Raw genomic sequence first — 24866 nt, forward strand, 5'->3', positions numbered from 1 at the left:
TTTACGGTTAGGATCTATTGACACACCGCAGTGGCTTGGGTTTAGGTGCAGGCGATTTGATCATCTGGCCAGATTCGTCGACAGTTGATAAAAAACAATTGATCCATAACCTGAGATATTTAAAACCAGTTTCCTCTTTTCGTACAAAATACGATTATGATAACCTATTGTACATTGTTGCAGGTGAAGTTATAGCTAGGGTTTCTGGTATGACCTACGATGAATTTATCGAGAATAGGATCTTTAAGCCATTGGGAATGGGCAAGACCGCTGCGTCTTGGTACCGTTTAAAAGATAAATCGAATGTAATTGACGGACATGCACCTTACGAAGACAAGTTGTTGCCTGTTGGCTTAAGCTTTGGCGAAATTGCCAATGCTGCAGGTGGAGTTTATTCGAGTGTAACAGATATGAGCAAATGGATTACGGCCATGATCAATGGGGGTAGATATGGCGATAATTTAGATAAACGATTATTTAGTCCGGCAGTTGCCAAAGAGTTGTGGACACCACAGACCTTGATCAACAATGGTAACCCAGCTAGCTTTAGCAGCTATGGCTTGGGCTGGTTCTTAAGTTCGGTTAACGGTACTTTTCAAGCTACACACACAGGTGGTCTTTCAGGTATCGTAACCCAGGTTACCATTTTGCCAGAGCTTAAATTAGGAATCATTGTATTGACCAACCAACAGTCGGGAGCCGCCTTTAATTCGATTACCAATAGCATCAAAGATGGCTATCTTGGAATTAAAGGAATGAACCGGATCAAAACCTATAACGACAATAGGTTGAAAAATGAAAAAGAAGCCAAAGAAATTGTAGACAAAACCTGGGCAGATATTGCAGCTTCGCAAAAAACAGCTGGCGCAAAACCAGAAGCGAAAACCTATTTCGGAACTTTTGCCGACTCTTGGTTTGGTGAGGTTACCATTAGCGAAGTAAATGGAAAAATGCACTTTAGGGCCAAAAATGCCCCAAAACTAAGAGGCGATATGACCTATTACAAAGGCAATACCTTTATTGTAAAATGGTACGATAGAAGCTTGGATGCCGATGCTTTTGTCAACTTTTCATTAGACAATGAGGGCAAGCCGAATGGATTTAAAATGGCAGCTATTTCTCCACTAACAGATTTTAGCTTCGATTTTCAGGATTTGGATTTTAAAATAAGCGGACAAAAATAATTAAGGAGTTATTGGCGTATATAGATAAGGACTAATTTTTTTGGCAAGTTCTGTTGGAGATAAAGGTGTTTTCCGTGGGTTATAAAACATCGTTGGGGGATTGATCCACTTATATACCAAATAACAAATATAAGCTACGCCTAATGTGCCCACTGTGCCCACTAAAACGGCATGCCAAGCATTGTCTATGGTAAATGCATATACAATGTTACCAACTAAAGCTATTGCTGTAACGGCGCTAAGCGACTTTATTTGGGTATTGTCATATACCCTCATTTTTTTGATTTTGCTAAAGGGAACAACTTTTTCAACGTTTTTGCGGCTTAAAGTTAAAGAAGTATCATTTATGGATACAATGATGCCACTTTTTCCGCTCCAAAATCCGGTACTGATCTCTGTAAAATATTTAGGTATATTTTGTGCTAAACTGACGTTGATGGTGCAAAATATAAAAAAGGCGAATACGATAGTCTTTTTGAAAAGCGTTGTCATGGTTTAGGTTTAAACTTCAAGGTAGAAAAATATTAAGCTTTGACAAAATAATAGGTGCTAAACAATTAACTTTAAAACATTAAAAATTTGAAGATGAAAGGATCAATTGAGTCATCGCATATTGTGATCTTCATATTCGATATATAAGAAGTCTACAAAAGATTTTAGCTTGGATTTTAAATTACTCAATAACAATTAACATGAAGAATTCTATTAAATTAGGCAGTTTAGTAACCATAGTTGCTATTTTGTCGCTATGTGTGGCTATGAAAGCAAAACCTAAAAAAGTAATCTTCTTTGGCGATTCGATTACACAAATGGGTGTACAAGGAAATGGTTATATCAATTTGCTGAAAAAGAATTTAGACCCGACCAAATACGAACTGATCGGAGCTGGCATTGGAGGAAATAAAGTATACGACCTTTATCTAAGGATGGAAGAAGATGTGCTGAACAAAAAACCAGACCTGGTAGTAATCTATGTAGGAATCAATGACGTTTGGCATAAATTAGGTGCAAGAACTGGAACCGATTATGATAAATACCTCAAATTCTATCAGGCATTGATTACTAAGATCAGGCTAATGGTAGCAAGATCGTACTTTGTACGCCATCGGTTATTGGCGAAAAGAAAGACGATGCAAATGAGGTTGATGCGGATTTGAACAAATATGCTGCGGGCATTAGAGAATTAGCTGCTAAAAATAACCTGCCACTTTGCGACCTTAGAAAAGCATTTACAGCTTACGAAGCAAAAAACAATACGGAAAACAAAGATAGAGGCATTTTAACCAATGATCTGGTACACCTTAACGATGCAGGTAACCAATTGGTAGCCGATACGATGTTACCTTTTATAAAGTAATCCAGATTGGTTTATTTTTGCTCTTAGCTAACAATAAATGAAGCGATTGCCGAAGAAAAGAATAAAAGGCAGAAATAGAACAAAAAAATAAAATTAATACAAGACATGAATCCCAATTGGATGGATTTATAGGAAGAAGTAAAAGAATGGTGAATGAGATAAGTAGGGAAGATTGCTTCGTCGTTCCTTCTCGAAATGACGATAAAAGATTATGATCAACCGTGAAACCATAGACAAAATAATGGACACCGCCCGTATTGAAGAGGTGGTGGGTGATTTTGTACATCTCAAAAAACGCGGAACGAGCTTGATTGGCAATTGTCCGTTCCATGGAGAAAAGACACCCTCTTTCCATGTTTCTGTAACCAAAGGGATCTACAAATGTTTTGGCTGTGGTAAGGGTGGAGATTCTGTTCGCTTTATCATGGAACACGAAAAGTATTCCTATCCGGAAGCACTGAAGTTCCTGGCCCAAAAATATAACATTGAGGTTGAAGAAACAGTAGAAAGCGTACAAGATGTTGAAGCCCAGAATGCAAGGGAAAGTCTATACATCGTTTCTCAGTTTGCGGCCAACTATTTTGAAGAACAGCTCTGGAACGGTGAAGAAGGTAGGGCAATTGGCCTAAGTTATTTTAAGGAACGTGGATTTCGCGAAGACATCGTAAAGAAGTTTAACCTTGGTTATTCTCCTGATGTTTGGGATGCGCTGACCCAAAATGCCATCAAGAATAAACATGCCGAAGAATACCTGGAAAAAACAGGATTGGCCATCAGAAATGATAAAGGACAGCTTTTCGATAGGTTTAGAGGCAGGGTGATGTTTCCCATCCATAACTTTACCGGTAGGGTAATCGGTTTTGGTGGAAGAACGCTAAAGACCGATAAAAAGGTAGCCAAATATGTCAACTCCCCAGAAAGCGATATCTACCATAAATCCAATGTGTTGTATGGTTTGTTCCAAGCCAAAAAAGCCATCAGAGATTTAGACAACTGTTACCTGGTAGAAGGTTATGCCGATGTTTTGGCAGTACACCAAGCCCATATAGAGAATGTGGTGGCTTCTTCCGGAACATCCTTAACCATTGAGCAGATCCGTTTAATTGGTCGTTTTACACAAAACGTAACCATTTTATATGATGGCGATGCTGCTGGCATCAAAGCATCGTTACGTGGCTTGGACATGATCTTAGAAGAGGGGCTCAACGTAAAAGTAGTCTCTTTCCCTGAAGGAGATGACCCTGATTCTTACATGCACAAGGTAGGTGCCGGAGAGTTCAAAAACTATATAGAGAACAACCGTAAAGATTTTATTTTATACAAAGCCAATATCCTTTTGGCCGAGGCGGGTAACGACCCAATCAAACGGGCAGGATGATCCGCGACATTGTAGAAAGTATTGCCAAAATTCCGGATAACATCAAAGCTTCTGTATTTATCCGCGAGTGTAGTAGTTTGCTGGCCATAGAAGAACGCATCTTGCTCAGCGAGCTCAATACCATGCGTGCTGCCAAACTGAAGAAAAGTACACAGCAAGGTAGGCCACAGGCGCAGCAACAATATCAGGATATGCCACCTGATAACCTATTTGCTGATGATGGACCAACAGTTGCCGAAACGGTACAAGTGGCCGCAAATGATGAGCTGCAGGAACAGGAAATCGTTCGCTTGTTATTGGCCTTCGGACACGAATTGGTAAGCTGGGATAAAATCGATAACATGTACATCGGTTCATTTATCATTCAGAACCTAACAGATGTAACGTTCGAAAATGCGCTTTGTAAAAAAGTGATCGACCATTATCGATTAGAAATAGAAAATGGGCAGTTGCCAACAGCCAATCAGTTCATCAAAAGTGAGGATAGGGAAATCGCAGATCTGGCCATAACTTTGTCAACATCGCCCTACAGCCTGAGCGAAAACTGGTACAACAAACATAACATTTACGTGCGCGATGAAACGGTAAATTTAAAAGCGACCATTTTAGGCGGACTCTATCATCTTAAGAAGAGAAAAGTTGACCGGATTTTGCTGGATCTATTAAGCGAGATCAAAATAGAAACTGATGCAACCAACCAAGAAATCTTGATGCAACGTTATGCTTTTATCAAAAATGTAGAGAAGGAAATCTCTAGGTTTCTAGGTTCGGTAATTGTAAAGTAACAGATGGCATTGCACAACGATCTAGGCTTTAAAGGAGAGGATATTGCCAAGCATTATCTAGTGCAAAAAGGCTATGAAATCTTAGAGGAGAATTGGACATTTGGCAAAGCAGAGATTGATCTGATTGCTTATTTGAACAAACAACTCATCTTTGTAGAAGTGAAGACAAGAAGCGGCAGCAGTTTTGGGATGCCAGAAGATTTTGTAGACTTGGCTAAGCAAAAACAATTAGAGACTGCGGCAAATGAATATATTGAACTAATGGACCATCAAGGAGAAATCCGTTTTGATATTATTGCCGTTTTATTTGACCAACAAGATAAATATACCATAAACCATATTGAAGATGCATTTTGGCCCTATTAAAAAACACAGTTCTTATCCATGTCAAACAGTAGTTTGCATTATTTTTTGTATCACCCTTTTCTTTGGTTGTAAAGAGAAAAGCGAACCATCTTTTACTTTTTCTACACCTAGTCAAGGACAAAATTTTAATGTAGGGGATGAAATTTCGATGCAAATTGATGTGCCAAAAGATGTGAAGGTTGATGAGATTGCTTATTTGATCGACAACAAAATCATCGGCATATTCCATAACAACCAACCCATATTGTTGCCCACAAAAGACCAGAAGTTGGGTTATAGGATGATCACGGCCATTGTAAAACACGATGATCAAAAAGATACCATCACTACAAATATTGTTTTAAAAACAAACCACAAACCTGTACAGCTGGCCTATAAAGTGGTGAATACATTTCCGCATGATACCAGTGCCTATACCGAAGGCTTAAGCTATATCGATGGAAGATTGTTAGAGAGTACAGGCGAAAAAAGGAGCATCAAAATTAAAATGGGTAGACTTGAAGTCTGGCAAAACCCTACAAGAAACAACTTTAGCGCCTCAATATTTTGGAGAAGGATCTCTTAATATCGGAGACAAGATCATTATGCTGACCTGGCAAGAAAACATCGGTTTTATATTCGATGCCAAGTCTTTTAAACAATTGGGTACATTCCCTTATCAGAACAGTAGAGAAGGCTGGGGCCTCACTTTTGATGGCACGCATATTCTACGGAGCGACGGTACCAACAGGATCCTGGCTGATGAATGCAACAACCTATAAGGAAGAAAGCTATTTAGAAGTTTATGATGATAAGGGGCCGGTTAACAGTCTAAATGAATTGGAATACATAGACGGTAAAATTTATGCCAATGTTTACCTTACCAATAAGATTGTAAGGATAGACCCTATTTCGGGCATTGTAGAAGCAGAAATAGACTTGTCGGCCATTGTACCTAAAAATTACTTTAAAACGCCTGATGAAGAGCAAAACAATGTTCTGAACGGCATTGCATGGGATGCAAAAGGCAAACGTCTATTTGTAGGTGGCAAAAAATGGCCTAAACTTTATGAAATCAAATTATTGAATCAATAACTAATCTTTCTTGGCGTTTTCTGCCAAATAGCCATTATAGGTAATAGATTGTTTATTGTTGCTGGTAATAATCAAAGAACCGTAGCCATTTTCAGAAATGCTTAGTGTTAATCTTGGGCTATCTTTGGTGTCCTTGGTATTCATCACTACTTCCCAGCCTCCTTTTTTACGTTTTTTTGAGGTATAGGCAAAATCTTTGGAAGTGAATTTAAAACCATTATCATCTCTATTTAAAGGAGCAGTATAAGCTCTGCCATAATAAGGAAGATAGGCAATGATACTATCTGGAGTTATCCTTACATCATAACTACTACCAGATAAATTGATATTCCCTCCGCCAGTGTTCCCGGGCATTCTACTTAAGATATTATTGATGTCTGTATTGTTTAAGGGCATTGCACTAGTAGCAACAAAAGTGTAGTTTTTTTCTTCTACGATCTTGGTGGTCGTGGCTTTATCAGTTTGTGCATTTACTTTAAAAGCAAATATAGCTAAAAAGATAAAAATCAGGTTTTTAAGCGTTTTCATAATCATTCCTTTTCTTATAAGATTAAACAAAATAAATGGAATAAAGTTTAATGGAAAACGGTTTAATCATGTCCTTAGTATGTCATATAAGTAGGGTAAATCCAGGAGGAAATACCCTCACTCCCAGATCAACCTTAAAAACTAAGACACTGTTGCAGTAAGTGTATTGCCAGTAATTGAAGTGCTATATATTTTTAATGCACTTGTTGTACCCCCATCAGAAGGTTGGGCAAGTACAGTGCCAGCAGCCGAATATTGTGAACTGTGTAAACTACACTGGATAAGGTTGCTCGCTTGGATCCAGTTTAAAGTACCACCCTGGTGTGGACAAGTTGCTTGTGTGGCTACAAATGAAGCAGTGGTATTGCCAGCAGCCAAGCGAACAAATAAAACGCCATTTGAGGTTAAAAATGAACCAACAGACATCAGCTGGGTGGCCAGATTAACATCTACTTTTGTACCTGATGGAGTTCCACCCCCACCTCCGCCACCTGGATTTGGTGTAGGATCATCTGATTTGCTCCCACCACACCCCGACATACAACTGCCAGTACACACTAGCGCTATTCCTAAGCCTAGTGATTTGATAAATTCGTTACGTTCCATGGTTCTTTTGTTTTAGTAAATAGTCGATTTTGTATCTTGATTTTTATTTTTCGATTTAAAAAGGCTAAAATTCCTGGAAATGGTAAAGCCAAAACGAACGCCTCCCTTGCCCCATGATTTTTGGGTGTTGGAAATAAAATTGTTTTCAAGGATGTATTCAGAATTCATAAAATTGAGGGAGAAGATGTGCCCACCTGTTTCAATCTCTAGACCTACGCCCAAAGGGTTATAATATTTAACAGTCAAATCATTTGGTCTTGATAAACCATTAACAAGTGTATAATCTGCAACAAATGACAAGCGTTTGGTGAGTTTGATCCTACCTGCAAATCCTACCGTAAATAAGTTTTCAGGGTCATTTACATCACCCGTAGCCGATCTGATCAATAGACCTGGTATGATCTGTCCCGAAATCCGAGAAGAGAATTTTCTGGAAATAATAGGCTGGATAAAATAGCTCAATCGGTCACTGTAATTGCTAAACTCTGTTGTGGCAAAAGGCTTTCTGGCAATTAAAGCTACCTGAGCTAAAAATGTGAGGTTGATCGGCATTCCACCATCATTCTTTTGTTGGAATATTTTCTGTTTAACATAGAGGTCATAAAGCTCATCGTGTTTGCTGCGGCCCAAACCAATGGTCAGTTTATCAGAGACGCCATAATCTAATCCAATAAACAAGTCGGTCGCTACATCTAAGCCATATAGGGTATGAGCACCACCAAATTTCCCACCAATATCTCCAAAATGGTGACGTATCCTTAAGTCGAGGTCGTGCTTTTTCTGCGTTTCGCTAGAATGCGAAAGTACAACATGTGGCGATTTAAAGGTCGCTTCAACGGTGTTGAACTTAGCAGAGCCATCTAAGGTTTTTAAGAGTGAATCTACTTGTTGTGCACTGGCATGCATGGCAATGATCACCAATAGCAAGAAAAGGTAAATGAATAGTTTAGGTTTGTTCATGGCGTTTATTTTAGAGGAGTTAATGTACCTGAGACTTTAAGCTGGATCACTTCAGCTATTTTGGTAAAGACCAGTTTTGGAATTTTGATCTGATGGGCTACACAGGTCACTTCGAAACTGGAATCAAGATTGATGATGCCATTTTTAATCGTAATTTTTCCACTGATGCTTCTGGGTTGGTCTACGCCGTGCACCGTGAGCGTGCCTTTGGCATTGACGGTATATTCTCCATCTTTGGTCCAATCGATTTTAGGTTCAATTACCCCTTTGAACTTGGCCAATGGATATTTGTCGCTTTCCATGTAGTTCTCGTTAAAATGCTCCTGCATCAGTTTCCTGTCAAATACCAGACTTTTGATGGGTAGCTGAACAGCCAATTCTTGCGTTTGGGCAACTAAAACTGCACTTCCTGTAGTGCTAGAGGCCTTGATATCTTCAACTGGTGTGCTCGAAAACAGGTTTACCTTAATGCTTTTGCCAACAAAGGTTTGAGCAGTGCTTTGGAGTACAAACCCCAAACAGCAGATCAGTGCTAAGACTAGCTTTTTATTTTTTATTGAGGTCATAACGTAGTTTTAAGGATACACCACTTGATTTCAGCGGCACATTGCCTTCGCCAATACCACCCAAAGGGATTTTGATATAAGGCTCGAAGCCAAGTGCAAATTTTTTGCTTTTTAACTTGATATTATAAGTTGCAGATAGGTCCAATACACTGAAAAAATGTTGGTTGGCATTGGTAAATTCACTTACCCTATCTTTTCTGCCAGTTGAGGGCAGGTACTTGAAAACATAGTTTTCTTTGAGCATGATATAACTAGAGAGACCAGCATTGATCTCGATACTACGGTTTTGGTTTTCGGTAAGGTTATAGGTAGCCTTTAAGGGGATCTCTAAAACCTTACACAAAGCTTGGATAGAAGCAATGGTAGCTTGGGTATTTGGATTGTTGAAGGTATAATCGTAACTATTGGCATCATAGTTTTTTGAGCCGTAGATCAAACCTGTTTGTACACCGAGTTTTTTACTTAGTCCTACATTTACACTTACCCCAACAGCCATACTTGTTTTGCCACCTAATATTGCTGCGGTAGAATTAAAATCGGGTCCTGCACTAATGGCTAAACTAACCGGAATTTTATATTTGGTCTTTGTGGGTTTCACCGGTTTTTCATTGGGTACAGCTACCGTAGCAGTGGGATTGTCGGTATTCTGTGTAATTGGTTTTTCGATCTCATTTTGAGGGATGGCAGCAATAAGCTCAGTAGTTTTTGTGGTAGGTACAATCACATCTTTATTACTATCGACCTCTTTAAAAGGAATGGTATTTGTTGTGATTTCATTTTGTTTAAGTATTGGACGAGCTAAAAAATCGAGTGTTTTGGCAGTACGATTTACGGCAATCTGTTCGTTGGGTAGGGAAGTCTCTTTAGTATTGGTTTGTGGATTCTTCTCTTCTTTTGGTAACGGTAAGGATTCGATCAGCTTTTTGAACAATTTGTGGCTGATCGTTTTCTTTATGTTTCGATTTGATCAAATAAAAACCTAGCCCAAAAGAAAGGAACAAAAGGATGATACTGGCATTTCTGTAAAACACCAAACGGTCTCTTTTCCGTAGTTTCTTTTCCATCTTCAACCACGATTCTTCCTCAAATTCAGGATAAGATTCCGTCATCCTTTTTTTGAAGGCTTGGTCAAAGTCTTTATCGTTTAGCTCTTTCATCTTAATAATTTCCCAATTTGGCAGGAACCGGTTTTTCTTCTGTTAACATCTTTTTTAAGTTCTCTCTTGCCTTAAAGAGATTGGATTTTGAAGTACCTACAGAAATGGATAACATTTCGGCGATTTCTTCATGCGAATAGCCATCTATGGCAAACAGGTTAAAGACCGTTCTATAGGCATAAGAAAGTTTTTGCACCAATTTGATCAGCTCTTCATAGTGTAGATGAGAAAGAATACTTTCACTATCTTCCATCTCATGTTTGGCATTTAATTCTTCCATTTCCATCTGTTTTATTCGGTGTCTGTAATAATCAATTGAGGTATTGATCATAATGGTACTGATCCATGCATTAAAAGAGCGTGCTCTGTCAAAACGATTCATGTTCATAAATACCTTCATAAAACCATCATTCACCATTTCTACAGCTTCATCCTTACTTTTGGCATAACGCAAACAGATCCGCATGGCATAGCCATAATAAAGACGATAAAGCTCTTTTTGGCTTCGTCTGTCTTTTTTTATACAGCCATCGATTAGTTCAGGTGTTAGCAAAATAGAATCAATAAGTCAATAAAATTTATTAGCTACAAGTAGTTACGGAAAGGAAATAGAAAAGGTTGCCTATGCTTATAGAAATTTACAGATAAAATTTCGGCAAAAGAAAAATCGCCATCAAATAAGCTCAATACAGCAATTTGATGGCGATTTATTTAAGTATCAATTAATGGTAATTTAACCAGTAGACAAGATTGGGCTTACCTCCAGTTTTTATATTGGTTGATCAAGCCGTTTGTAGACGAATCATGTGTGTGTACAGGTTGGTCATCTTTTAGTTCAGGTTGTATCTTCTGTGCCAATTGCTTGCCCAGTTCAACGCCCCATTGATCAAAACTGAAAATATTCCAGATGATTCCCTGTACAAAAATCTTGTGCTCATATAGCGCGATCAAACTACCTAGGCTATAAGGTGTAACTTTTTTCAATAGAATGGAGTTGGTAGGCCTGTTTCCATCAAATACCTTAAATGGGGCAAGTTCAGCAATCTCACTTTCCGATTTGCCTGCATCTTTTAATTCTTTGATTACTTCTTTTTCACTTTTACCGTTCATCAACGCTTCGGTTTGTGCAAAGAAATTAGACAATAGAATAGGGTGGTGATTGCCTAGCGGATTTAAACTTTGCGCAGGAGCGATAAAATCACAAGGATCAATCTGGTGCCCTGATGGATCAATTGATAAAAAGCGTGTTGGCCATTGGTGCCAGGTTCGCCCCATATTACCGGACCTGTTTCATAATCTACAGCTTCGCCATTGCGGTCTACATGTTTACCATTGCTTTCCATATCGCCCTGTTGGAAATAGGCGGCAAAACGATGCAGATATTGGTCGTAAGGTAAAATGGCATGGGTTTCGGCCCCAAAGAAGTTGATGTACCAAACGCCTAACAAACCTAAAATGACAGGAATGTTCTGCTCAAATGGTGTATTTTCAAAATGTTGATCACTTGCATGTGCGCCAGCCAACAACTGCTTGAAATTGTCGAATCCTATTCCTAATGAAATCGAAAGGCCAATGGCGCTCCATAAAGAATAACGACCACCTACCCAATCCCAAAATTCGAACATATTTTCGGTGTCGATCCAAAGGCTGCCACATCTTTGGCATTGGTAGAAAGTGCGGCAAAATGCTTGGCAATATCTGCTGTTTGCGCTCCACTGTTTAAGAACCATTCTCTTGCACTATGGGCATTGGTCATTGTTTCTTGTGTGGTAAAGGTTTTAGAAGCTACCAAGAACAAGGTAGTTTCTGGATCCTACACTCTTTAAGGTTTCGACCAAATGTGTGCCGTCTATGTTAGAAACGAAATGTAGGTTTAAACGTGTTTTATAAGCTTTTAGGGCTTCGGTTACCATAACTGGCCCTAAATCAGAACCACCAATGCCAATGTTCACAATATCGGTAATGGCTTTGCCGGTATAACCTTTCCAATCTCCAGAAATAATGGCATTGCTAAACTTCTCCATTTTAGCTAATACTGCATTTACCTCAGGCATTACATCTTTGCCGTTTACCAAAATGGCTTTGTTGCTCTGGTTGCGCAAGGCGATATGCAGCACCGGACGACCTTCTGTTTGGTTAATGGTTGCACCACTGAACATGGCCGTAATGGCTTCGTCTAATTTACACTCTCTGGCCAGTTGAATTAACAATGCCAATGTGGTATCTTCAATTCTATTCTTAGAAAAATCAACAAGAATGTCTTCAAATAGAATAGAGAATTTTTTAAAACGTTCCCCATCTTGGGCAAATAAATTCTTTATATCTGTTTCGTTAATCGTTATAAAATGGTCTGCCAAGTACTGATAGGCAGGTGTTTCGGTGAAATTTATTTTTGGAAGCATAATTGAATGTTTATGAAGTAAAAATACTAAATAAAAAACTAAACCATATGTTAGAAAATCTAGAACAATTAATTAGAGACAATGCACAGGATGTAATTGTAAATAATAACGATGTGCCAAATGAGCAGAATGAAGCAGCTATTCAGGCGGCATCCGGTTCAATTTTTGATACCTTGAAAGATCAGTTGAGTACGGGTAACATTTCAAAATTGGCAACAGCCTTTAATCAGAATAATGTCGATGCCGAAAATCCGGTAGTACAGCAAGCGACAACAAGTTTTACAGCTAAATTAGCGGGTCTTGGGATCAATACTGAAAGTGCAAAGGGTATTGGTGCTTCATTGATTCCAATGATCATGGCCAAATTTATCAATAAAACAAATGACCCTAACGACAGTTCGTTCAACATACAGGATGTATTAGGTAAATTAGCTGGAGGCGAAGATGGGAAGTTTGACTTTAATGATGTGACGGGAATGTTTACAGGTGGTCAAAATAACAATTCGCAAGATACTGAAGGAAGTGGCATAGTAGACAAACTGAAAGGATTGTTTAACTAAATCCAATAACAAAGGCACGTTGTAAGCTTAAAACGTGCCTTTGTTATTTAAAATGCTGACTATTTCAACGGTGTAGCTGCATGGGTATCTTTGATGAATAGAAAAGCATCAAACATATTGCCCAAGCTAACGGTATCGTAGGTAGACTTGTCACTTTTGGTGCCAAAACCTATAAATCGCAATGGCTTTAAGAGCTTAGCAGCAGTCGTTTTAGCAGGCTGAAAATAAAAGCTGGATAAACCTGTGTTGTTGAACATTTCGTCCCACGAGCCTGTTATCGGTTTTTCTAAGGTATAGGCCTTCATCGGATTGCTGTTGGTTGGTCTAATGTCAACAGTGCCCGCAAAAGTTCCATTGGCAGTTCCGGTACCCAATACAAAGTAGTTATTTGGAAACAACTTAAGCAAGTACCCTCCAGTGCCACCTACAGCATTGTCGTAGGTCTTGGTTTTGCCTAAATGCGCATTGTGTGCCCAAATGATCATTTTGCTATTGCTGTCTTTTAAGATCAATGCAGCATTACTAGCCATCAGGCTATCGCGGTCTCCTTCTGCTGTGGCACTATAAAAGGGTGCAAAACCTTGTTTTAAATTTGTTAATGCCTGTTCAAATTCGGCCTTTAAAGTAGGCGCTAGTTTTGAAGTTGGAATTTGTTTCGCTATTGAATCAGCAGTCATATAACCTTGTTTACTCCTTTTGCCCAATAATTTCCAATCTGCTTTGTAGGTTTTATCGTTCATGCCGATCCAAACCTCATCTTGAAACGATGCTGCAGCCAACATACTTTTTACCGCTGGCATTAAAGTTGTATCCTTTCCTTTTTTCAATAAGGCCATCAACATTTCTACATCTGGTTTTAATACCGGAAAATCTATTCCGCTGATGGTTACTTTCTGGTTATGCTTTGCGTTGTAACTTTTTACCCAAGCCAACATCTCTTTGGTTTCTTCGTTCTGCCAAATGCTCATTAAATGGTCTTTCATCAGTTTATTTAGGTCATCAGTACTGCTGAGCTGTTGGTTTAAGGCCCAAACATCGCTCAGGTCATTTTCAAAAGCGATGTAGTTAAATCCTTTTTCCTCAATCAATATCCTGCTGATCCAATAACGCACTTTATAAAATTCGGCGGTGCCATGTGTACCCTCGCCCAAACCGATTACTTTTTTAACACTCATCTCTTTGATCAATGGTGCAACACTGGCTTTAAAGCTTTGGTAATCTTTAAGCGAAATTGCTTTGATCGCTTTTTTCTCTAAAGTAATATTGTTGTCTTTAGCTGATTTTTGTTGCGCTGCAACTGTGCTGGTCTGGAATAGGATAGCTACCATTGCTACCACCATATTCATACGTAGATTTAATTTCATATGTTCTTTTTCTTTCACAAATGAAGGAAGAGTTTGGGCAGCGGTACCCATTTATTCGACCAGAAGGACTTTTAACACCATCAGCTTAAAGCTATGTTTCTTTAGTCGGGCAAAAACAGAGGTTGGTCGAGGCAGATACCGTAAAGACCAATAAATTTGCGAATTTTGGATTGTGTCAAAAAAATCATCCATTACCTTTCCGCTAGTATTTGAACTGCTCATCTGGTTGTTCTACGTCTGCATCTATAAATATTCGTATTATCTAGAGCAGAGCAGGCTGCCACATGTGCTTAACAACGATTTGCCTTATTTAAGATCTGTTTGTATAGCATCTGTTCTACGCTTTATCTTATTCCTTATTACAAGTGGGCAGTACCGCGTTTATTGTACCTTAAAAAATATGGCTGGGTGTTTTTGCTCAGTTTGGTGTATTTCATTTTCCTTACTACGTTGAGCAATATGGCTGTATCATGGGTTTTTGCACAATTTACGCAAGGGATGCCATCGCACCGCTTTTTTGCTTCGGGTTATGTAGGGTTCTTTATGGACTGGAACATGATCCTAACAGATGCCATTGCCTTTTTGTGTATCGCATTTTCGAGGTTCTCTTATACCAATGAAGTGCAACGCCACAAAGTAGAAACAGACCATCTTCATTTGCAGCTCAATTTGTTAAAAACACAATTACAACCACATTTCTTGTTCAATACGCTGAACAGTTTGTATGGCATGAGTCTAACAGGATCCAAAGACACACCAAGGTTCATTTTGCTGTTATCGCAGATGATGCAATATATTTTATACGATTGCGACCAGGAGGAGGTAGATTTGAAAGAAGAACTTGTGTTTTTGGAAGGATACTTTGAACTGGAACAAAAAAAGTTTCCCCATGCCAAAATTGTAATGAAAGTGGCTGAAGATATTCCCGAGCTAAAAATCCCACCATTGTTGTTTTTACCCTTGGTAGAAAATAGTTTCAAACACGGAAAGCACAAGTTGGAGAACGATGCAGGGGTTTTTGCAGAGTTGTCATTTAAAGATGGCCAGCTAATTTTTAGGATTGAAAATGAAATGTTGCCAGCAATCCCCATTGCACTTAAAAACAAACGTGGAGGTATTGGACTAAGCAATATCAAAAAGAGATTGGAACTTTATTACCCCAATCGAAACCAGCTTTTATTTACAGAAGAAGACCATATCTTTGTTGCAGAATTAAGCCTAAAACCATGATCAGATGTGTGATATTAGATGATGAACCACTTGCACATCAAGTGTTGGAGCATTATATAGCCGAAACTCCAGGTTTTACTTTGGTGGCAAAATTCAGGAATGCGGTTGAGGCTTTTGAATACCTCGGCAAAAACAAAATCGACCTGCTGTTCCTCGACATCGAAATGCCTTTGGTAAATGGAGTTAATTTTTTAAAGGCCCTACCAAATGCACCCAAAACAATATTTACTACAGCCTATAAACAATATGCATTTGACGGTTTTGAGCTCAATGCCATAGACTATCTGTTGAAACCTTTTTCTTACGAAAGATTTGAGAAGGCAGTAGCCAAAGTAGAAAAACCAGCTGCTACAACTGATGCGATTACAAACACATTGGTGATCAAAGACAAAGATGGCTTATTGAACATTAAACAGCAGGATATTTTATACATAGAAGGCTGTAAGGATTATGTAAAGATCATTACCGAGCAAAAAGTCCATATCATATACCATACCCTAAAAGGGATTTTAGAAAGATTGAATACTGCTGTGTTCTTTCAGGCACATCGCTCCTATATCGTCAACAAAATGGAGGTGAGTAGAATAGCTCAAGATCGACCTGGTCCTCAGCAACCGAACCCTTATTCCGATTGGTAAATCTTATAAAAAAGAACTGCTTCAATATATCGATAGGTAGGTTTTGCCAAACTATTGAAGAATGGTGGATAGATTGCCCTTATTTTTTAAGCTTTTTGTTATATTGGCTTAAATTAATGTAACCCATCATGAAAAAACTATTGCTCTCAGGTCTTTTAATTGCTCCATTCTGTCTGTTTGCCCAAAATTCGGCCTTAAAAACAGAAGTTGGCAAAAGGGCAGATGCCCTCACAGAAAAAGTAATCAATTGGCGGAGAGATTTTCATGAACATCCAGAGTTGGGCAATCAAGAAAAACGCACCGCGGCCATTATTGCCAAACATCTGCAAGATTTAGGTATCGAAGTTAAAACAGGCGTAGCCAAAACAGGAGTGGTTGGGGTTTTAAAAGGTGGCAAGCCGGGACCGGTTGTTGCTTTACGGGCAGATATGGATGCCTTGCCTGTAACAGAGCGTGTGCCACTTCCCTTTGCATCAAAAGTTAAGACCACCTATAACGACCAAGAAGTTGGTGTAATGCATGCCTGTGGCCACGATTCGCATGTGGCAATCCTCATGGGTGTGGCAGAGATTTTATCAGGTATGAAAAAGATCTGGCTGGTACCGTTAAATTTATTTTTCAACCTGCAGAAGAAGGTGCGCCCGTTGGCGAAGAAGGTGGAGCAGAGCTGATGGTAAAAGAAGGGGTACTGCAAAACCCTAAAGTAGATGTCATTTTCGGACTACATATCAACTCGCAAACCCCAGTAGGGCAATTGACTTATCGTCCAGGTGGCACCATGGCAGCCGTTAACGACATGAAGATCACCATTACAGGTAAACAGGCACATGGTGCTTATCCTTGGAGCAGTGTAGATCCCGTGGTAGTGGCCGCACAGATTGTAAATAACCTACAAACGATAGTGAGCAGAAACTTAAATATTACTGAGAACCCCGGAGTAGTAACCATTGGTTCCATCCATGGGGGTGTGCGTTCCAATATCATTCCAGAAAAGGTAGAGATGTTGGGTACGATACGCAATTTCACAGCGGCCGATGAGGCGATGTTTATAGACCGTATCAAAACCATTGCTACCAAAACGGCAGAAGCTGCGGGTGCTAAGGCCGAAGTGTTGATCCATATAGTGCACATTACCCAGTTACCTTTAACGATGAGGCACTGACCGAAAAAATGTTGCCAAGTTTACAAAACACAGCAGGTGCAGTTAATGTTAAATTGAAACCTCCCGTAACAGGTGCAGAAGATTTTTCTTTTTACCAGGAAAAAGTGCCTGGCTTATTCTTCTTTTTAGGCGCCATGCCTAAGGGACAAGACCCATTAAAAGCACCATCGCACCATACACCAGATTTCTTTATAGACGAGAGCAGTTTTAACTTAGGTGTAAAAGCCTTGTGCAACTTGACTTTGGATTATATGGGGATGAAAAAATAAGATAATGATAAAGAAGATATTTTTTGTTTATGCGTTAGCACTCACTTTGCAGCTCTTTACAGCAGGATGTGTAGATTGTAATTGTGGACCAGTAAAAGACATTTATTGGACAGCATTTGGCGTAGTTGTTAAAAATATAGATGCGGCTTTGCCACAGCCTATGACTACAGATGCCAATGTAATTTCTAGTGCCAATTATGGTATTCACATTGGAATGCAAATGAGACAACTTGTTTTAAGAAAGCAGCATATCAACTGGGGGTTAATACAAACGGCCCAAGCCTGCAGTTGTGATGAGGGTAATTTCATAGCCAAAGAAGATATTTTATCTTTAGAAATATTTTCAAACAATGATTTTGATGCCACTCACCCAAAAAATACTGACCTCAGCTTATATTTCAAAGTAAAAAATAACCAAAAGATGTTGTCAATAGTAGATTATCTTAAATCGTATAAAACTTTACCTTATGCTTCTAAGCCTTCAAAGTTAGCTTTTTACGATAATGTCTTTTTGCAAGTTGCCCCAAGTAGCAATAAAAGGCATAAATTTAGGGTGAAGATTACCTTATCAGATGGTACCATTTTAGCCGCTGAAACAACTGAGGTTGAATTGAGCTAAAATGTTTTGTGACACACCGCAAACTTCCATTTGTTTGTTAATCTCTAGTCTTTGAGCTTCAGTTTCTCTATATTTGTGCTTATGACTAAGGAACAAATCCAAGATTTAAGGGACAGAATGATGTCGCTGAGGGGGTATCTTTGACGTCGAAAACCGTTTAGAAGATATCCGTATTGAGCAGGAGCTTACCCTGCAGCCCAACTTTTGGGACGACCCTAAAAAAGCCGAAAAACATATTGCAGCCATCAACGCTAAAAAGGTATGGACCGATGCATGGCAGGCTGCCAATGCCTTAACTGAAGATACGCAAGTGCTATTTGATTTTTATCAGAATGGCGATGCTACCGAAGAAGAGATGCAAGAGCAATTTGATTTGTGTTTGAAAGCCGTAGAAGAGCTTGAACTCAAAAACATGCTCAACAGTAAAGAAGACCAGTTGCCTGCCGTAATGCAGATCACTGCGGGTGCCGGTGGAACCGAAAGTTGCGATTGGGCCTATATGCTGATGCGCATGTACCTGATGTGGGCAGAAAAAAATGGCTATAAAGTTACCGAACAAGATTATGCCGAAGGTGAGGTTGCCGGAATCAAATCCGTAACGATAGAGATTACAGGCGAATTTGCCTATGGCTATCTAAAAGGAGAGAATGGGGTGCATCGTTTGGTAAGGATTTCTCCTTTTGATTCGAATGCCCGTAGACATACTTCATTTGCCTCAGTTTATGTATATCCTTTGGTGGATGATACCATCCAGATCGATGTAAATCCAGCCGATATCGAGTTTGAAACCTTTAGGGCTGGTGGTGCTGGTGGACAGAATGTAAACAAGGTAGAAACTGCTGTCCGTTTATACCATAAGCCATCTGGAATCATCATTAAAAATCAGGAATCAAGGTCGCAACTCCAAAATAAAGAGAATGCGATTCGTTTGTTAAAATCGCAGTTATATGAGATTGAACAACGCAAAAGAAACGAAGCCATTGCCGAAGTAGAAGGTGCTAAAAAGAAGATCGAATGGGGTTCGCAGAATTAGGAGCTATGTTTTGGATGATAGAAGGGTAAAAGACCACCGCACAAATTATCAAACCTCTAACCCACAAGCTGTACTTGATGGAGACATCAACGACTTCTTAAAAGCATACTTAATGGAATTTTAAAAGCAACAACTCTATATATCAAGCCCTCAAAGGATCTTAGATTCTATGAGGGCTTTGTTTTTAATTGATGCGTTACTGATTTAACCAACTATTTGTCTGTTACGGCACTATCTACACAGATGCCTGGTCCAGCAACAATTTGAAGAAAAACAGAAGAACTACCATGTTTACGTTCACAACAAGCCTGTCCACTTGTATCTTGGGGCAAATTGCAACAAGTATCATAAACGCCGCCTGGTCCTCTAGTGCATTGAATGGTGCAGTTAAAAACATCATCTCCTGTTCCGCCTTTAACTTTTTTTAGTTGATTTTTTGTTAAAATTGTTTTCATGTTTTTTTAGATTAAGGGTCTAATTAATAATGTATTAGGTTAATTAAATATATAGATTTAATAGAAATAAATCAAAAATGTGATAGAAGGTATAGGCTGCTTTGTGATAAAGTATGTAAGTTTATGCTTTATAATAACTCCTTAAATTAGGTTGATGAAAAATCTAACTACGCTAATATTCGCAATGTTTGTATGTATGCAAATCGCAACAGCGCAACAAGAAATATTGTTATACAATGGCCCAATTCCTGGAGCCAAAATGCCTCCTTCAACTTATCAAGAGGAATCTGTAACAGGCACTGATGGTGTATTGAGGATCAGTAAGGTAACTTCTCCAGAAATGATGGCTTATATCCCTGCCAAACCAAATGGCACAGCGGTGATCGATTTGTCCGGGTGGGGGTTATGGGATTTTAGCTTTCGATAAAGAAGGTGTGAATGTAGCGAAGAAGTTTAATGAGATAGGGATTACTGCATTTGTATTAAAGTATCGTTTACCAAGCGACCTGATCATGGCCGATAAAAGCATGGGGCCTTTACAAGATGCTTTGCAAGCGATTTATCTGGTCCGCAAAAACGCAAAAGCCTGGGGTATCAGTCCAGATAAGATTGGTGTAATGGGTTTTTCGGCAGGTGGGCATTTGGCTGCAAGTTTAAGTGTGCATTACAACGATATGAAGGTTCAGAACCAAGAACAGATCAGCTTGAGACCCGATTTTTCTATCCTTATCTATCCTGTGATCAGTTTTGGGTCGGTTACCCATTCGGGCTCCGTTAAAAATCTATTGGGCGATGAACCTACAGAAAGTCAAAAACGTTATTTCTCAACCCAAAATTATATCAATGCTGAAACACCACCAGCATTTTTGGTACATGCCAATGACGATGCAACCGTACAGGTAAAAAACAGCATTTTATACAATGAGGCCCTAACGAAATTTAAGGTGCCAGCAGAAATGCACATCTATCAGGCAGGTGGCCATGGTTTTGGCTTGCATAATCCAACAACAAAAGACGATTGGTTTGAACGCCTAAAAAATTGGATGAATGCTAATAAATGGTTGTGATATCAACCTGATTAGTTATTTGCCTCTTCCTTAACTGCCAATTGTCCGCAAGCGGCATCAATATCTTTGCCTCGGCTACGTCTGATGTTGGTATTTACGCCATGGTTGCGTAGATAAGTGGCAAAAGCATCAATTTTATCACCCTCTGCATTGATGAAATCTGCAAATTGGATAGGATTGTACTCGATGAGGTTCACTTTGCACGGCACGTGTTTGCAGAATTTGACCAACTCCATCGCATCCTGGATCTCGTCGTTGAAATTATTGAACACGATATACTCGTAAGTTACCGGATTTTTGGTTTTTTGGAAATAGTATTTAAGTGCCTCGGCCAATGCCTTTAACGAGTTGTGCTCGGTAATCGGCATGATTTCATGTCGCTTCGTATCGTTGGCCGCATGTAAAGAAAGTGCCAGATTGAACTTTACGCCATCATCACCGAGTTTTTTGATCATTTTGGCAATGCCGGCCGTAGAAACTGTAATGCGTTTGTACGACATGTTTAAGCCATCTGGAGCTGTAATCCTTTCGATAGATTTCAATACGTTGGCATAATTCAACAAAGGTTCTCCCATCCCCATGTACACGATATTGGTTAAAGGGATGTTGTAATTTTTTTTGGCCTGTTGATCGATCAGCACTACTTGGTCATAGATTTCGTCTGCATTGAGGTTACGCTTGCGGTCCATATAACCAGTGGCACAGAACTTACAGGTCAAGCTACAGCCCACCTGCGAACTCACACAAGCTGTCATGCGCTCTTCGGTTGGGATCAAAACACCCTCTACAATGTTGCCATCATATAAACGAAAAGCATTTTTAATGGTATGGTCGTTACTGAATTGTGCACTATTGATCTCTACCACGTTGATGGCATAATTGTCATCCAATTTTTTGCGGAGGTCTTTCGACAGATTGCTCATTTCCTCAAAGTTTCGGGCAGATTTTTCCCAAAGCCATTGATAAACTTGTTTTGCCCTATATGCAGGCTCCTTCATTGTGGTAAAGTGCTGTTGCAAAGCAGGCAGGTCTAACGAACGAATGTCTATTTTTTTAGTGCTAACCATAAAGTGCAAAGGTAATTAAAAAGGTTGAGGGTAAAAAGGACGAAGATCCGAAGCGCTATAAGATTACAATGAGTAAACAGCTCAGTGCCAAATAGAAACAAAGTGGGATATAGATTTTTGTATCGTTAATGGCAAAAGAAGTAGCTTTTACTTTCTTAAATAAGCCTATATATTTAAAGTCGCCAATGGTTCTGGCCAAAAATATAAAGGCGATGACCAATGTAGCATAATCTAAATAAGGATGGATTGTTGGATAGAAACGGGCCAACTGGAAATAGATCACCAAAGAAAAAATCAGCAATCCAATGGCTACGATCAATGTACCGATACGCCCCGGCTTAAAAAGTGGTTTTTCGGTAGTTGATATAGGAATGCTCGATGCTAAAGCCCATTTACCTCCTGCAGCCCAATAAAAATGTAGAGCAGACAGCAAAACAAAAATAAGGGTGTTAAGGTAGATCAGAACGGTCATCATTTCCTTTTTGGACTACGCGTTTTTGCAGCTGGAGCACCTTGTTTGCCATTAGAAGGACGAGTTGGCCTTTTACTTGGACCAGCTTTGAACCAATCGCTACTATTGGCATTGCCTCCTTTAAATGAGCCACCAGTTTTAGGGGCTGCTCCTTTAGTTTTTGAGCCTCCTGTTTTACTTTTGGCAAAACGTTGTGCAGGTTTCTCTTCTTTTTCTACCGCAGATTTTTTATTTACCCTTTTTGGGGCCGCCACCTTTTCAGAACTTGATTTGGCCACCAATTTTGCAATCTCAGCCTGTTCTTGTTCCGTTAATTCTCTCCAATCGCCCACGGCTAAGCCTTTTAGGGTGATGTTCATGATGCGGGTTCTTTCCAACTTGGTCACTTCAAAACCAAAATGCTCACACATTCTACGGATCTGACGGTTTAGCCCTTGAATCAAGGTGATCTTAAATACAAAAGGACTTTCTTTGCTGACCTTACATTTTTTGGTCATTACGCCTAAAACCGGAACACCTTTGCCCATGCCCTCAATAAACTGATCGGTTAAAGGTTTGTTCACCGTAACGATATATTCTTTCTCGTGGTTATTGCCTGCACGTAAAATCTTGTTCACCAAGTCGCCATTATTGGTCAAAAAGATTAAACCTTGCGAGTCTTTGTCTAATCTTCCGATCGGGAAAACACGTTCGCTATGGTTTACATGGTCAACGATGTTACCTTTTACATTGGCTTCAGTTGTACTGGTAATGCCAACAGGTTTATTATAGGCCAACAGAATGGTGTTTTCTGCCTGTTTGGGTTCAATGTTATTGCCATTTACACTTACCAGATCACCAAAAAACACTTTATCGCCAACTTTAGCTTTGCGGCCATTAATAAAAACTTGACCTTGTTCTATATACCTATCGGCAGCCCTTCTAGAGCATAGACCGCTTTCGCTAATGTATTTATTTAAACGTGTTGTAGAATCAGACATTTGATGGAATTAGTAAATAATTTACAAAGTTAACCAATTCTAGTCCGATAATGCTAAAAGATATTGGAATCTTGAATTCAGAGATGAATTAAAGGTCGAGATTGCAGATCACAATTATTTAGCGAATTGTCATGTTGAGCTCGTCGAAGCATTTTTGTATGGACCTTCGACAAGCTCAGACTGACATTTATTAATTTTAATCCGTTGATTAGGGATGGCAAATTCCGATTAACCTATAAATCCCAACCCAGAATTAAAAGCTCGGATCATCGGCACTTGGGCCATAGCTACCAGGGATGGGGATATTTAACAATCTTAAATACACGCCCAATTGTGCCCTGTGGTGAATGGTTTGACTGAAAGCATGTCTAATCGTTTCGTACTTGGTCATGGTGGCATAGATTTCTTCGCCACTTCGCAATACCCATTTACCGTTAAGGTCTTCTTCTTTGGCCTCACTTAAGCTTCCTTTGCCATCTGCAAGACCTTTTTCGAACAAGGCTAAGATCTCTTCAGCATTGGCTGCAACTGCAGGCTCATAAGGAGCTGTTGCAAAGTCAAGTTCGTCGGTTTTTAAGGCTAAAGTGATCCAAGTTGGCAACTCGGCAATATGGGTAGCCAATGGTTTCATCTTCATGCTTTTCTCATGAGGTGCCCAATCAAGCTTATCGGTCGGAATAAGGGCCAACATTTTACGTGTAGTTTGAGCCTCGCGCTCTAATTCTGTCAATAGAAGTTCAATAATGTTCATGGTTTTATGTTTTGTAGAACAAAGAAAACAAGCGTTACTGACAACCCTATGGCAGTGTAAAAAAGAAAAGTAAAATAAAAATTAATCTAATAATTTACAGGCAACAGCTTCATGTAGTCGTTAACCAACATGTGTGGCGATTTTCTGAAAGGGATTTCTGTACATCTAAGCTGGGCAATCTTGGCTACCTTAAAATCGCGGTATTCGTTTCTTAAATGGCACCAGGCAATCAGATGCCAGCTAAAAGCATAAAAAATCAATCCAATAGGTTCTATTTCACGTTTGCTCACTTCCCCTTTGTTGTTTTTATAATCGATTTCTATGATACATTTCGCAGAAATCGCATTTTGCAAAAGAGAGAGATGTTCGGTGTCGTTTTTTAAGCGCTCAGGCAATTGGAGTTTGATGTGCTCGTTGAGGTGTTCTAGTTTTTCTTTTTGGGTAGAACGGAGTACCGCTTTGACCTTGTTCAATGCCGTGGTGTAATGCTGCATGATCGATTTATCAGAAAAACCAGCTAAAAAACGTTCCATCAGCAACAATGCGTTTGCTTCGTCAGAGTTGAAAGAGATGGGTGGAAGAAAGTAGCCCTGTACAATAAAATAGCCTTTGTGCTGTTCGAAACTAATCGGAACACCTTGCTCGCCCAAAGCTTTCATGTCGCGATAAACGGTACGTACGCTCATCCCAAACTGATGGGCTATTTTCTCTGCAGTTACATATTTTCTCGATTGTAAAAGGATCAGGATTCCAAAAAGTCTATCTATGCGGTTCATCTAATTTGGCTACTTATTTTTCTAATTTAAACAAAAGTAAGGCTATATCTGTCTATTAAG

At 39.3% G+C, this 24866-nt stretch carries 27 protein-coding genes and 5 pseudogenes; 16 read left to right on the top strand and 16 right to left on the bottom strand.

Features of this window, described 5'->3' with window-relative positions:
* The first annotated feature begins 17 nt into the window (after window positions 1-17).
* Window positions 18-1184, top strand: coding sequence for a serine hydrolase (locus ACFJIZ_RS19200; RefSeq protein ID WP_379087802.1), 1167 nt, complete (start codon window positions 18-20; stop codon window positions 1182-1184).
* On the opposite strand, the gene ACFJIZ_RS19205 is transcribed toward ACFJIZ_RS19200, so the two are convergent.
* Window positions 1185-1676: a hypothetical protein gene (locus ACFJIZ_RS19205; RefSeq protein WP_379087805.1), complete on the bottom strand. Its 492-nt coding sequence runs from the start codon at window positions 1674-1676 to the stop codon at window positions 1185-1187.
* Window positions 1677-1993: 317 nt separating this feature from the next.
* On the opposite strand from ACFJIZ_RS19205, the pseudogene ACFJIZ_RS19210 reads away from it, so the two are divergent.
* From ACFJIZ_RS19210 to ACFJIZ_RS19235, 6 genes and pseudogenes are all read left to right on the top strand, one after another.
* Window positions 1994-2541, top strand: a pseudogene (locus ACFJIZ_RS19210) (SGNH/GDSL hydrolase family protein).
* Between the two features lie 211 nt (window positions 2542-2752).
* A pseudogene (gene dnaG, locus ACFJIZ_RS19215) lies at window positions 2753-4704 on the top strand (DNA primase).
* A gap of 3 nt (window positions 4705-4707) precedes the next feature.
* A complete protein-coding gene (locus tag ACFJIZ_RS19220; RefSeq protein ID WP_379087808.1) occupies window positions 4708-5070 on the top strand; it encodes a YraN family protein in 363 nt (120 codons plus the stop codon).
* Window positions 5051-5635: a glutaminyl-peptide cyclotransferase gene (locus tag ACFJIZ_RS19225; RefSeq protein WP_379087810.1), complete on the top strand. Its 585-nt coding sequence runs from the start codon at window positions 5051-5053 to the stop codon at window positions 5633-5635. The genes ACFJIZ_RS19220 and ACFJIZ_RS19225 overlap by 20 nt, the downstream gene beginning before the upstream one ends.
* Complete coding sequence (locus tag ACFJIZ_RS19230) at window positions 5568-5831, top strand: glutaminyl-peptide cyclotransferase (RefSeq protein WP_379087813.1); 264 nt, start codon at window positions 5568-5570, stop codon at window positions 5829-5831. Before ACFJIZ_RS19225 ends, ACFJIZ_RS19230 begins: the two co-directional genes overlap by 68 nt.
* A complete protein-coding gene (locus ACFJIZ_RS19235) occupies window positions 5812-6144 on the top strand; it encodes a glutaminyl-peptide cyclotransferase (protein WP_379087816.1) in 333 nt (110 codons plus the stop codon). The genes ACFJIZ_RS19230 and ACFJIZ_RS19235 overlap by 20 nt, the downstream gene beginning before the upstream one ends.
* Here ACFJIZ_RS19235 and ACFJIZ_RS19240 read toward each other — a convergent pair whose 3' ends face one another.
* From ACFJIZ_RS19240 to pgi, 8 genes and pseudogenes are all read right to left on the bottom strand, one after another.
* Window positions 6145-6672, bottom strand: coding sequence for a DUF4251 domain-containing protein (locus ACFJIZ_RS19240; protein ID WP_379087819.1), 528 nt, complete (start codon window positions 6670-6672; stop codon window positions 6145-6147). It abuts the gene before it with no gap.
* Window positions 6673-6813: 141 nt separating this feature from the next.
* On the bottom strand, window positions 6814-7278 hold the full coding sequence (locus tag ACFJIZ_RS19245) for a ubiquinol-cytochrome c reductase iron-sulfur subunit (protein ID WP_379087822.1): 465 nt from the start codon (window positions 7276-7278) through the stop codon (window positions 6814-6816).
* Window positions 7279-7290: 12 nt separating this feature from the next.
* Window positions 7291-8238, bottom strand: coding sequence for a DUF5777 family beta-barrel protein (locus ACFJIZ_RS19250; RefSeq protein ID WP_379087824.1), 948 nt, complete (start codon window positions 8236-8238; stop codon window positions 7291-7293).
* 5 nt (window positions 8239-8243) lie between these two features.
* A complete protein-coding gene (locus tag ACFJIZ_RS19255; RefSeq protein ID WP_379087827.1) occupies window positions 8244-8804 on the bottom strand; it encodes a YceI family protein in 561 nt (186 codons plus the stop codon).
* A complete protein-coding gene (locus tag ACFJIZ_RS19260) occupies window positions 8785-9735 on the bottom strand; it encodes an outer membrane beta-barrel protein (RefSeq protein ID WP_379087830.1) in 951 nt (316 codons plus the stop codon). Before ACFJIZ_RS19260 ends, ACFJIZ_RS19255 begins: the two co-directional genes overlap by 20 nt.
* Window positions 9668-9961, bottom strand: a complete 294-nt coding sequence (locus ACFJIZ_RS19265; protein WP_379087833.1) for a hypothetical protein — start codon at window positions 9959-9961, stop codon at window positions 9668-9670. The genes ACFJIZ_RS19260 and ACFJIZ_RS19265 overlap by 68 nt, the downstream gene beginning before the upstream one ends.
* A 1-nt stretch (window position 9962) precedes the next feature.
* Entirely contained in the window at window positions 9963-10514 is a 552-nt protein-coding gene (locus ACFJIZ_RS19270) for an RNA polymerase sigma factor (RefSeq protein WP_379087836.1), read from the bottom strand.
* Between the two features lie 203 nt (window positions 10515-10717).
* Window positions 10718-12363 (bottom strand): annotated as a pseudogene (pgi, locus tag ACFJIZ_RS19275) (glucose-6-phosphate isomerase).
* A gap of 47 nt (window positions 12364-12410) precedes the next feature.
* Between pgi and ACFJIZ_RS19280 the strand changes: the two are divergent.
* On the top strand, window positions 12411-12923 hold the full coding sequence (locus ACFJIZ_RS19280; protein WP_379087839.1) for a hypothetical protein: 513 nt from the start codon (window positions 12411-12413) through the stop codon (window positions 12921-12923).
* 59 nt (window positions 12924-12982) lie between these two features.
* Here the strand turns inward: ACFJIZ_RS19280 and ACFJIZ_RS19285 are convergent, their stop codons facing one another.
* Window positions 12983-14338, bottom strand: a complete 1356-nt coding sequence (locus ACFJIZ_RS19285; RefSeq protein ID WP_379087842.1) for an erythromycin esterase family protein — start codon at window positions 14336-14338, stop codon at window positions 12983-12985.
* 270 nt (window positions 14339-14608) lie between these two features.
* Here ACFJIZ_RS19285 and ACFJIZ_RS19290 point away from each other — a divergent pair, with 270 nt between their 5' ends.
* From ACFJIZ_RS19290 to prfB, 6 genes and pseudogenes are all read left to right on the top strand, one after another.
* On the top strand, window positions 14609-15517 hold the full coding sequence (locus ACFJIZ_RS19290) for a sensor histidine kinase (RefSeq protein ID WP_379087845.1): 909 nt from the start codon (window positions 14609-14611) through the stop codon (window positions 15515-15517).
* Entirely contained in the window at window positions 15514-16155 is a 642-nt protein-coding gene (locus tag ACFJIZ_RS19295) for a LytR/AlgR family response regulator transcription factor (RefSeq protein ID WP_379087848.1), read from the top strand. The genes ACFJIZ_RS19290 and ACFJIZ_RS19295 overlap by 4 nt, the downstream gene beginning before the upstream one ends.
* A 428-nt stretch (window positions 16156-16583) precedes the next feature.
* Window positions 16584-17317 (top strand): annotated as a pseudogene (locus ACFJIZ_RS19300) (amidohydrolase).
* On the top strand, window positions 17314-17586 hold the full coding sequence (locus tag ACFJIZ_RS19305; protein ID WP_379094127.1) for a M20/M25/M40 family metallo-hydrolase: 273 nt from the start codon (window positions 17314-17316) through the stop codon (window positions 17584-17586). The pseudogene ACFJIZ_RS19300 and the gene ACFJIZ_RS19305 overlap by 4 nt, the downstream one beginning before the upstream one ends.
* A 4-nt stretch (window positions 17587-17590) precedes the next feature.
* Window positions 17591-18205 (top strand): DUF5034 domain-containing protein, encoded by a 615-nt coding sequence (locus ACFJIZ_RS19310; protein WP_379087850.1) that lies wholly within the window; start codon window positions 17591-17593, stop codon window positions 18203-18205.
* Window positions 18206-18286: 81 nt separating this feature from the next.
* Window positions 18287-19362, top strand: a pseudogene (gene prfB, locus ACFJIZ_RS19315) (peptide chain release factor 2).
* Window positions 19363-19450: 88 nt separating this feature from the next.
* Here the strand turns inward: prfB and ACFJIZ_RS19320 are convergent.
* On the bottom strand, window positions 19451-19693 hold the full coding sequence (locus tag ACFJIZ_RS19320) for a hypothetical protein (RefSeq protein ID WP_379087853.1): 243 nt from the start codon (window positions 19691-19693) through the stop codon (window positions 19451-19453).
* A 154-nt stretch (window positions 19694-19847) separates the two neighbouring features.
* Between ACFJIZ_RS19320 and ACFJIZ_RS19325 the strand changes: the two genes are divergently transcribed.
* Together ACFJIZ_RS19325 and ACFJIZ_RS19330 are read left to right on the top strand one after the other, a co-directional pair.
* The gene (locus ACFJIZ_RS19325; protein ID WP_379087856.1) at window positions 19848-20120 is read left to right on the top strand and encodes a hypothetical protein; all 273 of its coding nucleotides are present in this window, start codon (window positions 19848-19850) and stop codon (window positions 20118-20120) included.
* 7 nt (window positions 20121-20127) lie between these two features.
* A complete protein-coding gene (locus ACFJIZ_RS19330; RefSeq protein ID WP_379087859.1) occupies window positions 20128-20760 on the top strand; it encodes an alpha/beta hydrolase in 633 nt (210 codons plus the stop codon).
* An 11-nt stretch (window positions 20761-20771) separates the two neighbouring features.
* On the opposite strand, the gene rlmN is transcribed toward ACFJIZ_RS19330, so the two are convergent.
* The 5 genes from rlmN to ACFJIZ_RS19355 form a co-directional block, all read right to left on the bottom strand.
* Complete coding sequence (gene rlmN / locus ACFJIZ_RS19335; RefSeq protein WP_379087861.1) at window positions 20772-21827, bottom strand: 23S rRNA (adenine(2503)-C(2))-methyltransferase RlmN; 1056 nt, start codon at window positions 21825-21827, stop codon at window positions 20772-20774.
* A 55-nt stretch (window positions 21828-21882) separates the two neighbouring features.
* A complete protein-coding gene (locus tag ACFJIZ_RS19340; protein WP_379087864.1) occupies window positions 21883-22299 on the bottom strand; it encodes a DUF3995 domain-containing protein in 417 nt (138 codons plus the stop codon).
* The gene (gene rluF / locus ACFJIZ_RS19345) at window positions 22299-23279 is read right to left on the bottom strand and encodes a 23S rRNA pseudouridine(2604) synthase RluF (RefSeq protein WP_379087867.1); all 981 of its coding nucleotides are present in this window, start codon (window positions 23277-23279) and stop codon (window positions 22299-22301) included. Before rluF ends, ACFJIZ_RS19340 begins: the two co-directional genes overlap by 1 nt.
* A gap of 253 nt (window positions 23280-23532) precedes the next feature.
* The gene (locus tag ACFJIZ_RS19350; protein ID WP_379087870.1) at window positions 23533-24030 is read right to left on the bottom strand and encodes a DinB family protein; all 498 of its coding nucleotides are present in this window, start codon (window positions 24028-24030) and stop codon (window positions 23533-23535) included.
* 86 nt (window positions 24031-24116) lie between these two features.
* Window positions 24117-24806: a helix-turn-helix transcriptional regulator gene (locus ACFJIZ_RS19355; RefSeq protein WP_379087873.1), complete on the bottom strand. Its 690-nt coding sequence runs from the start codon at window positions 24804-24806 to the stop codon at window positions 24117-24119.
* Window positions 24807-24866: the final 60 nt, after the last annotated feature.

The organism is Pedobacter sp. UC225_65, assembly GCF_042698365.1.
In the GTDB taxonomy this organism is placed as follows: domain Bacteria; phylum Bacteroidota; class Bacteroidia; order Sphingobacteriales; family Sphingobacteriaceae; genus Pedobacter.

Excerpts from the sequence above, each read along its gene's own strand:
- ACFJIZ_RS19205 (WP_379087805.1), bottom strand. The coding sequence starts at position 1,676 with ATGACAACGCTTTTCAAAAAGACTATCGTATTCGCCTTTTTTATATTT.
- ACFJIZ_RS19220 (WP_379087808.1), top strand. The coding sequence starts at position 4,708 with ATGGCATTGCACAACGATCTAGGCTTTAAAGGAGAGGATATTGCCAAG.
- ACFJIZ_RS19225 (WP_379087810.1), top strand. The coding sequence starts at position 5,051 with ATGCATTTTGGCCCTATTAAAAAACACAGTTCTTATCCATGTCAAACA.
- ACFJIZ_RS19235 (WP_379087816.1), top strand. The coding sequence starts at position 5,812 with ATGAATGCAACAACCTATAAGGAAGAAAGCTATTTAGAAGTTTATGAT.
- ACFJIZ_RS19240 (WP_379087819.1), bottom strand. The coding sequence starts at position 6,672 with ATGAAAACGCTTAAAAACCTGATTTTTATCTTTTTAGCTATATTTGCT.
- ACFJIZ_RS19245 (WP_379087822.1), bottom strand. The coding sequence starts at position 7,278 with ATGGAACGTAACGAATTTATCAAATCACTAGGCTTAGGAATAGCGCTA.
- ACFJIZ_RS19250 (WP_379087824.1), bottom strand. The coding sequence starts at position 8,238 with ATGAACAAACCTAAACTATTCATTTACCTTTTCTTGCTATTGGTGATC.
- ACFJIZ_RS19255 (WP_379087827.1), bottom strand. The coding sequence starts at position 8,804 with ATGACCTCAATAAAAAATAAAAAGCTAGTCTTAGCACTGATCTGCTGT.
- ACFJIZ_RS19265 (WP_379087833.1), bottom strand. The coding sequence starts at position 9,961 with ATGAAAGAGCTAAACGATAAAGACTTTGACCAAGCCTTCAAAAAAAGG.
- ACFJIZ_RS19280 (WP_379087839.1), top strand. The coding sequence starts at position 12,411 with ATGTTAGAAAATCTAGAACAATTAATTAGAGACAATGCACAGGATGTA.
- ACFJIZ_RS19285 (WP_379087842.1), bottom strand. The coding sequence starts at position 14,338 with ATGGGTACCGCTGCCCAAACTCTTCCTTCATTTGTGAAAGAAAAAGAA.
- ACFJIZ_RS19295 (WP_379087848.1), top strand. The coding sequence starts at position 15,514 with ATGATCAGATGTGTGATATTAGATGATGAACCACTTGCACATCAAGTG.
- ACFJIZ_RS19310 (WP_379087850.1), top strand. The coding sequence starts at position 17,591 with ATGATAAAGAAGATATTTTTTGTTTATGCGTTAGCACTCACTTTGCAG.
- ACFJIZ_RS19320 (WP_379087853.1), bottom strand. The coding sequence starts at position 19,693 with ATGAAAACAATTTTAACAAAAAATCAACTAAAAAAAGTTAAAGGCGGA.
- ACFJIZ_RS19325 (WP_379087856.1), top strand. The coding sequence starts at position 19,848 with ATGAAAAATCTAACTACGCTAATATTCGCAATGTTTGTATGTATGCAA.
- rlmN (WP_379087861.1), bottom strand. The coding sequence starts at position 21,827 with ATGGTTAGCACTAAAAAAATAGACATTCGTTCGTTAGACCTGCCTGCT.
- ACFJIZ_RS19340 (WP_379087864.1), bottom strand. The coding sequence starts at position 22,299 with ATGACCGTTCTGATCTACCTTAACACCCTTATTTTTGTTTTGCTGTCT.
- rluF (WP_379087867.1), bottom strand. The coding sequence starts at position 23,279 with ATGTCTGATTCTACAACACGTTTAAATAAATACATTAGCGAAAGCGGT.
- ACFJIZ_RS19350 (WP_379087870.1), bottom strand. The coding sequence starts at position 24,030 with ATGAACATTATTGAACTTCTATTGACAGAATTAGAGCGCGAGGCTCAA.
- ACFJIZ_RS19355 (WP_379087873.1), bottom strand. The coding sequence starts at position 24,806 with ATGAACCGCATAGATAGACTTTTTGGAATCCTGATCCTTTTACAATCG.